The sequence below is a fragment of the Faecalibacter macacae genome (assembly GCF_003687725.1).
GTDB lineage: Bacteria > Bacteroidota > Bacteroidia > Flavobacteriales > Weeksellaceae > Empedobacter > Empedobacter macacae.
Genome location: NZ_RDOJ01000011.1, coordinates 43,854 through 59,409 on the forward strand (window position 1 = coordinate 43,854; position 15,556 = coordinate 59,409).

General features: G+C 30.3%; 13 protein-coding genes. 6 read left to right on the top strand and 7 right to left on the bottom strand.

The genetic code is table 11. The annotated features are described in order from the left end of the window. Positions 1–64: 64 nt before the first annotated feature. Positions 65–1,051 carry a lipoate--protein ligase gene (locus EAH69_RS08930; protein WP_121934855.1) on the bottom strand — a complete coding sequence of 329 codons (987 nt, stop codon included), beginning with the start codon at positions 1,049–1,051 and terminating at the stop codon, positions 65–67. A 112-nt stretch (positions 1,052–1,163) separates the two neighbouring features. Then, positions 1,164–1,988 (bottom strand): enoyl-ACP reductase FabI, encoded by an 825-nt coding sequence (locus tag EAH69_RS08935; RefSeq protein WP_121934856.1) that lies wholly within the window; start codon positions 1,986–1,988, stop codon positions 1,164–1,166. 442 nt (positions 1,989–2,430) lie between these two features. On the opposite strand from EAH69_RS08935, the gene EAH69_RS08940 reads away from it, so the two are divergent. The 4 genes from EAH69_RS08940 (at position 2,431) to EAH69_RS08955 (ending at position 6,144) form a co-directional block, all read left to right on the top strand. After that, positions 2,431–3,567 carry a glycosyltransferase gene (locus EAH69_RS08940; protein WP_317124738.1) on the top strand — a complete coding sequence of 379 codons (1,137 nt, stop codon included), beginning with the start codon at positions 2,431–2,433 and terminating at the stop codon, positions 3,565–3,567. Further along, positions 3,564–4,328, top strand: coding sequence for a hypothetical protein (locus EAH69_RS08945; RefSeq protein ID WP_147439116.1), 765 nt, complete (start codon positions 3,564–3,566; stop codon positions 4,326–4,328). Before EAH69_RS08940 ends, EAH69_RS08945 begins: the two co-directional genes overlap by 4 nt. 481 nt (positions 4,329–4,809) lie before the next feature. Continuing rightward, positions 4,810–5,160: a hypothetical protein gene (locus tag EAH69_RS08950; RefSeq protein ID WP_121934858.1), complete on the top strand. Its 351-nt coding sequence runs from the start codon at positions 4,810–4,812 to the stop codon at positions 5,158–5,160. A gap of 96 nt (positions 5,161–5,256) precedes the next feature. Then, positions 5,257–6,144: a hypothetical protein gene (locus tag EAH69_RS08955; RefSeq protein ID WP_230466761.1), complete on the top strand. Its 888-nt coding sequence runs from the start codon at positions 5,257–5,259 to the stop codon at positions 6,142–6,144. Positions 6,145–6,196: 52 nt separating this feature from the next. On the opposite strand, the gene EAH69_RS08960 is transcribed toward EAH69_RS08955, so the two are convergent. From EAH69_RS08960 to EAH69_RS08975, 4 genes are read right to left on the bottom strand one after another with little or no spacing between them, the layout of a single operon-like run. Continuing rightward, the gene (locus EAH69_RS08960; RefSeq protein ID WP_121934859.1) at positions 6,197–7,387 is read right to left on the bottom strand and encodes an aspartate aminotransferase family protein; all 1,191 of its coding nucleotides are present in this window, start codon (positions 7,385–7,387) and stop codon (positions 6,197–6,199) included. Next, positions 7,387–7,911, bottom strand: coding sequence for a hypothetical protein (locus tag EAH69_RS08965; RefSeq protein ID WP_121934860.1), 525 nt, complete (start codon positions 7,909–7,911; stop codon positions 7,387–7,389). The genes EAH69_RS08960 and EAH69_RS08965 overlap by 1 nt, the downstream gene beginning before the upstream one ends. Before the next feature lie 41 nt (positions 7,912–7,952). Then, complete coding sequence (locus EAH69_RS08970; protein WP_121934861.1) at positions 7,953–9,596, bottom strand: OstA-like protein; 1,644 nt, start codon at positions 9,594–9,596, stop codon at positions 7,953–7,955. A 9-nt stretch (positions 9,597–9,605) separates the two neighbouring features. After that, positions 9,606–10,058 carry a Fur family transcriptional regulator gene (locus EAH69_RS08975; protein WP_121934862.1) on the bottom strand — a complete coding sequence of 151 codons (453 nt, stop codon included), beginning with the start codon at positions 10,056–10,058 and terminating at the stop codon, positions 9,606–9,608. A gap of 172 nt (positions 10,059–10,230) precedes the next feature. Here EAH69_RS08975 and EAH69_RS08980 point away from each other — a divergent pair, with 172 nt between their 5' ends. Further along, on the top strand, positions 10,231–12,585 hold the full coding sequence (locus EAH69_RS08980) for an ATP-dependent helicase (protein WP_121934863.1): 2,355 nt from the start codon (positions 10,231–10,233) through the stop codon (positions 12,583–12,585). Positions 12,586–12,725: 140 nt separating this feature from the next. Next, positions 12,726–14,174, top strand: coding sequence for an alanine/glycine:cation symporter family protein (locus tag EAH69_RS08985; RefSeq protein ID WP_121934864.1), 1,449 nt, complete (start codon positions 12,726–12,728; stop codon positions 14,172–14,174). Between the two features lie 69 nt (positions 14,175–14,243). On the opposite strand, the gene EAH69_RS08990 is transcribed toward EAH69_RS08985, so the two are convergent. Then, positions 14,244–15,461, bottom strand: a complete 1,218-nt coding sequence (locus tag EAH69_RS08990) for a hypothetical protein (protein ID WP_121934865.1) — start codon at positions 15,459–15,461, stop codon at positions 14,244–14,246. Positions 15,462–15,556: the final 95 nt, after the last annotated feature.

The window sequence follows — 15,556 nt, forward strand, 5'->3', positions numbered from 1 at the left end:
GTTTAAAACAAAAAAAAGTCCAAGTTATTACTCAGACTTTTGAATTTATAATTTTATTTTTAGGTTATTTAAACAACTCAATAATCTCTTCTTTCGTAACTTTTCCAAAATATTCAGTTAAATCTATACTTTCAAACAATTTATTTAAAGTATTGATATCATGGTTTTTATTAATTAATAAGTTTTCAAATTCTTCAATTGGTTTTGAGGCAAAAAAGTCTCCAAATATTTTAGCTTTTTCAATTTGTCCACCTCTTTCAACATCTAAATGAACTTCAATAAATCCGGCTGGAACTTTCTTCGCATTTTTGAAATTGTATTTAGGCGAAAAACCAAAATTCCAATCCCAAGTATTATACTTCTCCTCTATTAATTGATTAACTCCTTTGATATCTTCATCCGATAATTGATAGATTGTTGCACCTTCATTTGTTTCCAACATTTCTTCGATTAGTAATTCTTTCAAATCATCAGTTATCATATCATCAGGTAAAAAATCAATCAAATTAGTAACACGTGCACGATTAGACTTTACCGCTTTATCTACAAATTTTAATGGATTAACTTTTAATGCATCACCTAAAACAGACATTTCAGAATTGAATAATATCGTTCCGTGTTGAATCATTTTACCGTTTCGTGCTAATTTTGCATTTCCACTAAATTTCTTCCCATCAACCAATAAATCATTACGACCTTCTAATTTCGCAGGCACATTTAATTCGTTCAAAAGATGAATAACAGGCTCTGTAAATTGTGAGAAATCCATAAAATCATATGTTCCTAAAAGTGTATGAAACGAAAAATTTAAATTCCCTAGATCGTGATAAACAGTTCCACCACCCGACATACGTCGAACTACTTTTATGTTTTTATCTTTAACATAATCTAAATTAATTTCAGCTAAAGTGTTCTGAAATTTTCCAACAATAATTGATGGAGCATTGATATACAATAAAAAGATATCCTCTGTTGGATATTTATATAAAAGATATTCTTCTAATGCAATATTGAAATATGCATCGTGTGAAGGAGAATCGATAATTAACATACTATAGTTTTTACAAAAATAAGAAGTAAAAAAGTCTTTTTTCTAACTTTTAACCATAAAAAAAGCCGGATAAATCCGGCTCTTCATTTTTTTGTATTTGATAAAAAGATAATTAGTCTTCTTTGTTATTTGCGTCCATAGCTTCAATAACTTCCTGAGAAACTCCAGTGTTACTGTAACCTCCGTCGTGGAATAAGTTTTGTAAGGTAACTTTCGCTGTTAAATCAGAGAACATAGCTACAATATAGTTTGCACAATCTAAAGCTGTTGCGTTTCCTAGTGGAGACATTTTATCAGCAAATCCCATGAAACCAGAGAAACCTTTAACACCGTTACCTGCAGTTGTAGGTGTTGGAGATTGAGAAATTGTGTTTACACGAACTCCTCTTTCTTTCCCCCAGAAATATCCGAATGAACGAGCAATAGACTCTAAATAAGCTTTGTTATCAGCCATATCGTTGTAATCTGGGAAAGTACGTTGAGCTGCAATGTAAGTTAATGCTAAAATAGAACCTCCTTGATTCATTGCATCTTTATCCCAAGCACATTTCATAACACGGTGGAAAGAAACTGAAGAAATATCCCATCCTTTAGTTAACCAATCGTAGTTTAAATCTGTATAATGTTTTCCTTTTCTTACGTTTACACTCATTCCGATTGAATGTAAAATAAAATCAATCTTTCCGAATTTAGCGATAGCAATATCAAATAATTTGTTTAAATCTTCCATTGAAGTAGCGTCTGCTCCTACAACTTCAGATCCTGTTTTTTCTGCTAATGCGTTTAATTCACCCATTCTTAAAGCTACAGGAGCATTTGTTAAAATGAACTCTGCTCCTTCTTCGTGACATTGTTCAGCCGCTTTCCACGCGATTGAATTTTGATCTAATGCACCAAAGATGATTCCTTTCTTACCTTTAAGTAATCCGTATGACATAGTATTTATTTTTTCAATCCAAATGTATAAGAAATATTCAAACAAACCTTAACATTTTCTAATTGTCGTTATTCATGCATAATAAATTTACGAATTTTCTTTATTTATCTATTGATATTCAATTTTTTAATTATTTCACTCCAAAATAGCATTTATTAAATTCAGCCAATGAAAATTCTGAAAAATTTCAAAAAAGTAGGAAATAAATATCATACGAAATGATATTTAAATTACATTTATCATAAAAAAATTAACCTACCATGTATAAAATATAACCTGAAAAACGTTATAATGAAACGCTTCTATTATTAAATAAGTTTGCTAAAAATATACAATTACAAACACTTCTAGCGAAGATTTAGATTATCATTATAATAATTTAAAGAATAATGATGTTACCTTTGTCACTGCATTAGAGATTTTAGAACATTTAGTTAATCCAATGGAAGTTTTAAGAAACTTACCTGGCGAAAAATTATTAGCTTCTATCCCAATGCGTTTATGGTTTGCTCCTGCTTATCGAAATAAAAATGATCCGAGAGATTTGCATTATCACGAATTTGAGGATTGGCAATTTGATATGTTATTGGAAAAAGCCGGATGGAAAATTATTCATCGCCACAAATGGACACATCCAACGAATAAAATTGTAATTCGTCCATTGTTAAGAAAATTACACCAAGATATTATGCCGTTTACGCAGAACGAATCAAAGATTTCGAATTTAAATAAATATTCAATTGTAATTCCAGCTCATAACGAAGAGGAATTTATCAAAATAACGTTAGATAGTTTGGTTAATCAAACTATTACACCATATCAAGTTGTTATAGTTAACGACAATTCTACCGATAATACACAAATTATCATCGAAGAGTATGCGAATAAATATGAATGGATTACATTATTTAATCGAATTTCTAAAGGCGAGCATCAACCAGGAAGTAAAGTAATACAAGCTTTTTTAGCAGGATATGAAATTATTAAAAAAGACTATGATTTTATTGTAAAATTGGATGCTGATTTAGATATTCCTACAAATTACTTTGAAACTATATTGAAACATTTTAATGCCAATCCGAAATATGGAATGGTTGGCGGTTTTGCATACATCGAGAAAAATGGAGATTGGATTTTAGAAAATCTAACAGATAAAGACCATATTCGTGGAGCTTTTAAAGCATATAGAAAAGAGACCTACAATCAAATTGAAGGTTTACGACCGCATATGGGTTGGGATACGGTAGATGAATTGCTGTGTCATTTTTATAATTGGGATATAAAAACGGACGATTCTTTACATATTAAACATCTAAAACCAACTGGTGCTGTTTATTCTAAAAGTGCTTTATACAAACAAGGAACTGCATATTATGCATTAGGGTATGGATTTTGGATAACTCTTATTGCCGCTACTAAATTAGCACTACGCAAGAAAAAATTATCGTACATTAGATATTACATCCAAGGCTATTTACAAGCATGGCGAAAAAAACAACCAAAAATGGTTACGGCTGAACAAGAAAAATTCATCCGAAACTATCGTTGGTCAAAAATGAAACAAAAGGTACTTAAATGAGAAAAATCGTTTCCTTAATTCTTTTAATCTTATTCAACTTCAGCTTTGCCCAATCAAAATTGATCACTGGAGCTGTGATTATTGATCAAGTAGACGAATATACTTCGCCATCTAATGTGCGAATCGATAACTTACGCTCTTTTGCTAAAACTGTAACAAACGCAGATGGATATTATTCTATTCCAGTCATGGTTGGCGACACAATTCAGTTTAGTTCTAGTTATTTGGTTCCACGTAAAATTGTAATTTCCCAGAATCTATATGATAAAGGAGTTTTACAAGCTCACTTAGACGTAGAGACAATAGAATTAAGTGAAGCTTTAATTGGTGGTTTAGACAAAAATTTACGTAATAATTTACATTATAGAAGAGATATTAAAGGTGAAATTTATAATCAGATTGGTTTAGATCAACGATTAAGAGATTTGGAACCTAAAAAAGATATCTCAAAATTTAGAGCAACTGATATTATGAATCCTGTTCGTTTAATTGGCCACGTAAATGGACATTACAAAAAACAACGCAAGATTCAGTTATTTGAACGTAATCAGAATATTTTAAATGAAGTAATTAATTACTTTCCTGATGAATTCTTTATCAATGATTTAAAAATTCCGGATTATAAAGTACACGAATTTTTACAATACGCAGATAAAAAGATAAATATCAAATCAAGAGTAATGAATCGACAATTTGAATTGATTGGTTTAGAACTTGAGCCTGTTGCAGAAATGTATTTAAAAGAGTTAAATCAATCTTAAAATTTATCACAATATAGTTTTTGGTTCAATATTAGAGTGTAAATACTTTATAATCAACCAAAAGACTATTAAAAAATTTCTATTCACTATTTTTATTTCACTATCCAGCATCGTATTTTCACAAACAATAACAGGTAAAGTTCAGTTTTATGATGCCTATTTTAACGACGATTATTTAGGAAATATCACAATCTTAAATAATAAAACAAATTAGAAATATAAAACTTCTACTGATGGTCAATTTGTTATTGAAGCTAATGTTGGAGACGAAATAATTTTAACTTCTCCTTACATTATTAAAAGAACAGTTAAAATTAGAAATCAAGCTTTAAAACCAAATTTTATCATCTATATTAAACCAGATTTAATTAGGTTAAACGAAGTTCGCGTCAATAATCTAAACAAATATCTAAATCAAAATATTTACGACGATCAAGCAAGTATCAATACTTTATATTCTAATTTAGGATTAGATCCAAATGTGCGTTTTCTTGAATCTACAAAAGATGTATCAAAATTTAAAGCTACTGATATTTTAAATGTTGGTCGTTTATACGGACATTTTTCTGGGAAAAACAAAGAGGAAAGAAAGATGAGAGAAATAGAATCCAAAATAAAATCTTTGGAGAAAGTTGAAAATCTTTTTCCTAAAGAATTTTACACAGAAAAATTAAATATACCGGATTATAAGATCAAAGAATTTATTCTTTGGGTAAATTCAAAACAAGACTTAACTAAAATGCTGAATAATTCGCCACGAGAAATGATTCAAGAAACACTATTTAAGTACAGTACTCAATATAAAAGATTACTTAAAGATACTAAGTCTTAATTATTTTATAAAATAACTACAAAAATGCGTTAACATTTCCGCCTTATCTATTGTTTCACTTATATTAGCTATCCAATTAAAGCAGATAGAAGACAAATGTCTACAAGAAGAAAAACAATTTTATTATCGCTACTATGTATGATATTTTATTTCATACCACAATTTGTCGATGCGCAACAAAAATGGATACAAGGAAATATCATCATTGATAATTCTGAAGAAGTTGCAGAAGGAGTTTATGTTACAAACAAAAGAACAAACCATACTACGAAAAGTAATTTTGCAGGAACATTTTTTATGCAAGTTCAGCCAAATGACACAATTATTTTTCGTTCAGATTGGTATGAAAATAGAAATATAATTTTACGTCCGGTTTTATATAACAAAGATCAAATTGTAGTGCACTTAGCCATTAAAACAATTAATTTAAGTGAAGCTTTAATTACTAAAAAATTAACTGGAATTCTTGAAAAAGATGTTACAGTTGGTAAAAAAGAAGATGATGTAACACGTATTTATCGATTATTAAATGTTAATCCTGATATCAAACCGATGAAAGATACAGCAGCTTTAAAAACTGGTTTATTTAATGGTGATATTCGATTAACTGGAATGGATGTTGGACGTATTTATGATGTTTTTTCTGGTGATCTTAGAAAACGTAAAGCTTTAATTGATTATGAAAATAAAGCATACAAAATCTCTGAAATTAGAGCTTATTACGGAGATAACTACTTTAAAATTGACTTAAATATTCCGGGTTATAAAATCAATGAATTTATTGAAACTACATTATTAAACACTAATAACAAGCAATATTTATTTAACCCAAATTATTTCTTAGTGCAAACAATTTTGAAAGATTATAGTCAAAAATATTTAGACGATTTATTTAAATCGAGAATTAACAAAGAATATAAAAAGGAAATTGACGAAAAAGAATTATTTATTGGTGTTCCATTAGATTCGATTCCAAGAGATTAAAATAAAAAAGCGAACTCAAAATGAGTTCGCTTTTCTTTCATATTGATTTGAATTATTCTTCTAAATCGTTTAATACTTCTTTTAGAATATTACATCCTTTAATAATGTCTTCGTCTGAAATATTGATTGGTGGAGTAATTCTTAAATTCTCTATACTATACATCAAAAAGAATAAGATTAATCCTCGTTTCATACATTCAGCCTGAACTTTTAATGTATATTCTGGCGATGATAATTCTGGCGCTAACATTAATCCACGACCATGAATTGTTTTAATTTTTGGATGTTGTAAATGCTCGCGAAATAAAGCTTCTTTACGATCAATATCCTGCATTAAATTAGTTTCCTCTAATTCTTCTAACAACGCTAAAGCTGCTGCCGCAATTACAGGATTTCCTCCAAAAGTTGTGATATGTCCTAAATGTGGATTCTCTTTTAATGTATTCATCACTTCGTTCGAAGCCATAAACGCACCAACTGGTAAACCACTTGCCATACCTTTCCCCATTGCTAAAATATCAGGTGTAACACCATAGTGTTCAAAAGCAAATAACCTTCCTGTACGACCAAAACCTGGCTGAATTTCATCAAAAATTAACTTCGCTCCGACTTCTTCGCAACGTGTTTTTAATTTTTTCAAATAATTATTTACTGGAACTCTAAATCCAGATGCACCACGAATTGTTTCTACAATTACACCAGCCGTTTTAGTTGTGATTCGTTGTAAATCTTCTTCGTTATTAAAGTCGATAAAATATACTTCTGGTAACAACGGTCTAAAAGCGGCTTTCTTTCTTTCGTCACCCGAAACACTTAACGAACCATGTGTATTTCCATGATAAGCATTTCTGAACGATATAATTTCTTGTCGACCTGTTGCTCTTTTTGCTAATTTAAGTGAAGCTTCAATCGCCTCAGTTCCAGAATTTACTAAGTAAACCTGATCAAGTCCATCTGGAGTCATAGCAACCAATTTCTTACATAAAGCTACTGGCTTTTCTTGTGCATATTCTCCATATACTGCAACGTGCATGTATTTATTAACTTGATCTATGATCGCTTGATTGATTCGAGGATGACTATGTCCTAACGTATTTACAGAAACTCCGGCAACGAAATCTAAATAAGCTTTGCCATCTTTTCCGTATATGTAAGAACCTTTAGCATAATCTACTTCAAAACCTGAAGCAAAATTTGTAGTTTGTGCTTGGTATTTAAAAAAACCGTCTTTTAAATTTTCCATTATTTTAATAATAAAAATACCCCAACTCCTACTGAGGCGTAAGCAGCAACAGTTAGTGCATCTGAACGTCCTTTAGAGAATTGTCTTACTTTTAAATTTTGAATATCCTTTTCGTGAAATTTTAATTCTTTCTTTGGTTTGCCTTTAACATGAGCTACAATTGTATCTCCCTGCCATTTAACAGCTTCCATTTTATATGTTTTATCAAAAACATCTACTTGGTAATATCCTTTTTCTTTTATGATTGATTTTACAGAAACATCTCCAGTTGGTGTTGTTTCTGAATTTTTTGTATTATCATTTCTCGAAGAAATATCCTTACTTTGAGTACTTTCTACATCTTGATTTATATTTGCAGATGATTTAGCTTCACGTGCTGTTCTAACAAAACTTTCGCGAACAGACATAGATGAATTATTATTTTGTTCAGCTTGCTGTTCAGCAGTTTCAGGTTCGTATACTTTGTACGAATAACAACTACTTAATAATAAAGATGAAACCAGTAGTAAGGTATATTTTTTCATGTGTTTTTATAGTGTGTAATCTATCCAAAGATAGAAATATATTAAGGTTTAGTAATAAAAATATCTTTCCAAGATTTTAAACTTTCAGCAAAACGCCATTTAAAATCTGGTAAATATCTTAGTTCTTCAGGAAATTTAGATTCTGGATAAGTTTTTCCGTTTGCTTTAACGCTACAAGCTATTGTTTCAATTTCTTTCCCTACAACATCTACCTCAATAATTCCACAATAAGTTACGTCAATTCCCATACGTTCTTTCAACTTTGTTTTCTTATCCGTATCATCCATATAACTTAAAGCAACTGCATTTCCTATAACACGCATAAAATCAATTTCGTCGTTATAAAAATATACAGTCATATCTTTTCCTTTAACTTGATTAAATTCGTTATCTTTTAAAGAATCAACTTTAGATATAGCAAAAGCATTTTCTAAGATATTAACCGAATCAAATTTCTCTGTTTTAGGATTTAAATAACCTTTAATAAATTTACCTGAAAGTTGATTTTCTCCAGAGAAAAATAAAGGATCTTTATGAAATTCTAACTCACCTTCCGTTCTTTTATAAACTAATGAATCTGTTTTTCCATTAACATTAGATTTATAAAAACGAGCATTGTGAAAAGCTCTTACAATTTCTGTTGAATCTTTGTCGTGACGACGTACAGCCATTAATGTATCTGCATGAACGTATAACGAATCTTCTTCGAAAGCTTTTACAAAATAAGCATCTTTTGTAAAATAAACCGAATCAATTCCTGAACGGAAAGCCTCTGCAAATTCACCTTTAATAAACATTTTTTGCTCTGGATCATCTAACGTAACATTACCAGTTGCTTTACCATAACCGGTTTTATCATTCGCATAAATATCCTTCGCTTTTAAAGTTTTTCCTTGGTAATGAATTTCAGAATTATCTCTTAACCAAACTTCACGCGTAATTTTATTAAAATCTCCATTACTTGTAATAACAAATTGTGTAGGATCTTTACGTGATGTTACTTTCGAATAATCTCTAAATGTAGTTAAACCTGTTTTTTCATTCGTTGTCATCTTACGAGAATAGATTAAATAATCCTTTGACGTAATATAAACTTCCGAATTAAAAACTGCTCCATTATCTTTTACATTATAAACTGCATCCTTCCCCTCTATTATCGTTCCATCTTTATCAATGGTTTTATAATTACCGGGTACAGTTACAGTTTCTGATTTACGATTATAGAAAATTTCGTTTGTATCAATATTATTTCCAGGGCTACGAACCACAACATTTCCTAATGCATGCGCAATTTCAGAAGTACGATTATACTCCATAAAATCAGCATCTACAGAAGATGTTGCATCTCTGAATTGTACATTATCCCAAGCTTTTGCAATTGTAGTATTCGCGTCATATTCCATTTTTTTAGCCGTGATATTTTTATCCTTGCTAACTAAACGAACGTTTGACCAAACGACAGCTTTATTTTTATCGTGATAATAAACTGCACTATCACAATAAAGCATATCTCCATTATGCTCTAAAACTACATTACCGTGAATTAATTGATTTCCTTCGTAATCCGTTGGATTACGTTCGGCGACATCGAAATTCTTTAAATTTAAACGAGGCTTTTGAGGTTTAACTTGCGCAAAAGTCGTTAAAGAAAGTAATAGTAATAAGAGCGAAAAACTATATTTCATTAATAGAAATTATTTAGATTTCTTTTTCCCGTAAAAATATAACGAGTGATTTTCGATTTCGATATCAAAAATTTCTTCAATCGTTTTCTTGATTGTTTGAATACGTGGATCACAAAACTCTAACACTTCTCCTGTATCAGTTAAAATAATGTGATCGTGATTTTTATCGAAATATGATTTCTCGTAATGAGCTTGTTGATCTCCAAATTGATGCTTACGCACAAGTTTAGCTTCCATTAATAATTCGATTGTATTATATAATGTAGCACGACTTACACGGTATTTTTTATTTTTCATTTTGATATACAACATATCAATATCAAAATGGTCATCTGTAAAATATATTTCTTCTAAAATAGCATAACGTTCTGGCGTCTTACGGTGTCCATTATCTTCTAAGAACTTTGTAAATACTTGTTTTACCGTTTCGTAATTGCTTAATTTTACTGATTCGTCTGTCATATAAAAAATTTGGGGTAAATATAGGAATTAAAAACGAATATAAAATATCCGTTTTTCAATTATACACAACGTTTCTTCTATGTTTCCATAAGGAATTTTGATATTTAAATATCAATGAAGTTTATCTAAATATATTTCATCTTTTAAACATGATAACTTAAATTTGCCAACGATGGAAAATTATTTAGACTTATTAAATGAGCCGCAAAGAAAGGCGGTTGAAGCAACAGAAGGTCCAGTAATGGTAATTGCAGGTGCAGGTTCTGGAAAAACGCGTGTACTTACGTACCGTATCGCGCATTTACTAAATAAAGGTGTAGATTCTTTCAACATCTTATCGCTAACGTTTACAAACAAGGCGGCAAAAGAAATGAAAGAACGTATCTCTAATGTAGTTGGACATTCAGAAGCTAAAAACTTATGGATGGGAACTTTTCACTCTGTTTTTGCACGTATGTTACGTGTTGAAGCACCACTTTTAGGATATCCTTCAGATTTTACCATCTACGATCAACAAGATGCTGTTTCAGTAATGTCTAAAATTATTACTGAAATGAATTTAGACAAAGATATTTACAAGCCAAAACAAGTTTTGGGTCGTATATCTCAATATAAAAATAATTTAATCACAGTTCGTGCTTATCATAACAATCAAACTTTAATTGAAGCTGATGCTGAAGCAATGAAACCTCGTATGGGCGATATTTATCGTGCTTACGTAGACCGTTGTTTCAAATCTGGAGCAATGGATTTTGATGATTTATTATTAAGAACAAATGAAATTTTAACACGTTTTCCTGATGTTTTATCTAAATATCAAGATCGTTTTAAATATATTATGGTTGATGAGTACCAAGATACGAATCATTCACAATATTTAATAGTAAAAGCTTTAGCATCACGATTCGAGAATCTTTGTGTGGTTGGTGATGATGCGCAATCTATCTATGCTTTCCGTGGTGCAAATATTCGAAACATCTTATCTTTTAAACAAGATTATCCAGATGCAAAATTATATCCTTTAGAACAAAATTATCGTTCTTCTCAAGTTATTGTTAAAGCTGCAAATACAATTATTGCGCACAATCAAGATCAATTAGAGAAAAACGTTTGGACATCTAACGAAGAAGGTGAAAAAATTGCTGTTTATCGTGCATTATCTGATGCTGATGAAGCGCGTTATATTGCTTCACAGATTTGGGAAAGACAAATTAGTGAGCATTTACAGCCAAAAGATTTTGCAATTCTTTATAGAACAAATGCTCAATCTCGTGCGTTAGAAGAAGCTTTACGTAAACGTGGAATTAAATACCGTGTTTTTGGTGGAACTTCTTTTTACCAACGTAAAGAGATTAAAGATATGGTTGGTTATATGCGATTATTAATCAATCAGAACGATGAAGAAGCTTTATTACGTACTATAAATTATCCTGCAAGAGGAATTGGTCAAACAACAATTTCTAAATTATTAGTAGCTGCAGACCAACATAACTTAACTTTATTTAATTTAGTTGAAAATATTGCTATGTATGCTCCTACAATCGGAATCAATGCAGGTACTTCTAATAAATTAAACGATTTTGGTTTATTAATCAAACGTTTCCAAGTAATGCTGAAAACACATGATGTGTACGAGGTAACTATGGAAATGGCAAAAACAACTGGATTACTAAGAGCTTTAAAAGAAGATTCAACTCCGGAAGGAATTTCTCGTTTAGAAAACGTTCAAGAGTTATTAAACTCAATACAAGGTTATGTTGACGAGCAAAAACAATTAGAAGATGGAGATGCTTCTTTAAGTGGATTCTTAGAAAACATAGCCTTAGCAACTGATGCAGATAATGCGGATGATGATGACAATCAAGTCAATTTAATGACAGTTCACTTAGCAAAAGGTTTAGAATTCCCAGTGGTTTTTATTCCTGGTTTAGAAGAAAATTTATTTCCATCAATGATGGCTGTAAATACTCGTGCTGAATTAGAAGAAGAACGTCGTTTATTTTATGTTGCTTTAACTCGTGCCGAAAAAGTAGCTTATTTTACATATTCAGTTTCAAGATTCCGTTGGGGAAAAATTATTGATTGCGAACCTTCAAGATTCTTGGAAGAAGTTGATGATGAATTCTTAGATTGGAAAAACTTACATATTCCATCACAAAGAAATTCAAATAACAGTGGATTATCAGCTGACATTTTTGGAGATGATAGTTACTCTGCTCCAGCAAGATATTCATCAGAATCTAGAGATAAATCTGCAGCAAGACAAAATCCAAATATGAGAAGAGCTACTCCTGCTCCACCAAAAGCGAATTTTAAACCTGTTGATCAAACAAAATCTGCAGGAGCTGGTGCAGCAAATCATTTGGGCTTACAGATTGGTCAAATTGTATTACATGATCGTTTTGGGCGTGGCGAAGTTAAAGATTTACAAGGGGAACCATCTGATATGAAAGCAATTATCCATTTTGATACAGCTGGAGAAAAGAAATTATTATTAAATTTCGCTAAACTTAAAATTATATCATAATTAAATAAAAAATTTATATAATTATCAAAAAAGCATACAATCATGTATGCTTTTTTTTATTTTGTTAAAAATAGTTAACATTCCATGTGAAATAATTGCTAAATTTTCTACAAATTAGCATCACAAAATAAAACAAACACATGGACGCGATTATTCAATCGATTAATAGTTACGTTTGGTCTACCGCACTTATTGCATTATGTGGTATTACAGGCGTTTACTTCTCTGTAAGACTCGGTTTCTTACAATTCACAAACATCAAAGAAATGGTTCGCTTATTATTTAGCGGAGAAAAAACTGAAAAAGGTATTACACCATTTCAGGCATTTTCGTTAGCTATATCTGGACGTGTAGGTACAGGAAACATTGTTGGTGTTGCCACAGCTATTGCAATGGGAGGACCTGGAGCTGTATTCTGGATGTGGTTTATTGCACTTATGGGTTCTGCTTCTGCATTTGTTGAAGCGACATTAGGGCAAGTATATAAACAAGAAATTGATGGTGAATACCGTGGTGGACCAGCCTATTACATCGAAAAAGGTTTAGGAGTAAAATGGTATGCTGTGTTATTTGCTGTTGTAACTATTATTAGTTGTGGATTTTTATTACCAGGTGTACAGAGTAATAGTATTGCATCATCTATGAATAATGCATTCCAGATAACTACAAATGATTTTGGTGGTATTCCAATCAATTATATCGGTTTAATAATTATTGCTTTATTAGCTTTAATCATCTTTGGAGGTGTAAAACGTTTAGGACAAGCTTCTGAATATATCGTTCCTTTTATGGCTGGAGCTTACATTTTAATGGCTTTAGTGATTATTGGAATGAATATTACTCAGATTCCATCAGTATTAAAATTAATCTTAGCGTCGGCTTTCAATATGGAATCACTTTACAGTGGAGTATTCGGAATGGCAATTGCTTGGGGAATTAAACGTGGAATTTATTCAAACGAAGCCGGACAAGGTACTGCACCACACGCTGCTGCTGCTTCAGAAGTATCTCACCCTGCACAACAAGGATTAGTACAAGCATTCTCTGTTTATATCGATACTTTATTCGTTTGTACAGCTACAGCATTTATGATATTATTTACAGGTCAATATAATGTTCAAAACGAAGCCGGAGAATTTATCGTACAAAATGTACCAGGTGTAGATTATACAGGATTTACACAAGCCGCAGTATCTCATCACTTTCCTGCTATAGGAAACGGATTTGTTGCATTTGCATTATTCTTCTTTGCCTTTACAACTATTATGGCTTACTATTATTATGCAGAAACAAATATTACATACATCTTTAAAAACGGTAACACTAAAGTTGTTATTTGGATTTTAAGAATTGTATTTTTATTAGCTGTATATTATGGAACCGTGAAAACAGCTGAAACAGCTTGGGCTTTAGGAGATATAGGCGTTGGATTAATGGCTTGGGTTAATATTATTGCTATTTTATTACTTGGTGGAGTAGCAATTAAAGTTTGGAAAGATTATCGTTCGAAAAAGAAACAAGGTATTTTAAACCCTACATTTAATGCAAAAGAAGCTGGTATTAAAAACGCAGATTTTTGGGATAAATAATTAAAAAATAATCATAAAAAAGGGATTTCAAGTAATTTGAAATCCCTTTTTTATTATCTATAAATGAAATTATAAAAACTTAATGTAATTAATTTTATTCACACTATTTTCTAATTGATTAATTCTGATTGTGTTTTCTAAAGATTGTAAATTTTCGTTACTTACTTTACTTAATTGATCAATTACGTCTTGATGAATCTTATCTACCGATTTATTGTCTTTTGCTTCGATAATATTATTCGCTTTTGCTTCATTTACAATCTTCGTTAAATTACCTACATAAGATTTATTGAATGATATATAAAAATCATATGTACTTTTAAAACGAGTTGCATATTCATCTAGATTTTCAAAATTATTGTTTATTGTAAAAACTGAAGGCTCAGATTGTAATAACACCTCAATATTTTTATGTTTTGCGGATAAGTTTAATAAATACTTCGCGACAAAATCTGGATTTAAATCTTCTAATAAATAATTTAGATATGCATCTAAATTCTCTGTTTTTTCGTTTCGTTCTCTAACTTTTAAACCAAGATTTTCACGAATAATCACAACATCTTTTACCATATCTTGTTGGATACTTTCCAATCCTTTTACATAAGTTGCGTTATTAACGCTTAATTCTTGATTTTGAGCAGACATTTCATTGAAATATTTTAGATATTTACTAATCTCTTTCTCAAATTTCTGAATATTAGCTAATTCACTTTCTTTAGCTGAAGCCTCATTTGTATATAAAATATTTAAGACAGAATTTGTAACCGTAGAAGCTTGCGAAGCAATCGGGACTAATTGCACTAATGGACTTGTTGTAATTGCTTCAATAATTTTTGTAAACTTAGGTTGTTTCTTTTTATCTGTAAAATTAGATTTATAAGAACTTTCTATTTTATCCTTAAAAGAAAAACCAAGTGGATTATCAGTTATACCACTTAAAGAATTGGTATAATTAACGTATGATGCAGTTTTAGAAACTGTTTTTAATATCTGGATTTTATCATTTAAATGACGGTAACTTTCTACTCCATTTGTAATATTATTTTTTATTGTTGTCCACTTTGTACTATTATTATAATTATTATTTTTCTGTAAAGAATTTAATAATTCCTCATGCAACTTTATAGTTTGTTGCAAAGATTCTTTATCATTTTTAAGTTGATTAATCTCTAAACGATATAGATCTAATAATTTTATAGTTTGATCTTCAACATGTGGTATAGTTTCTTCCTGAGCCAAAACAAAATTAGCACATAAAAAACTTAACAATAAAAATCGATTTTTCATATTTTAAAATAGTTTGAGCAAATATATTGAATATTAGATTTTGACCAAGAAAAACTTCATAAAGAAAGGCGTAACTCAAGAGTTACGCCTAAAAT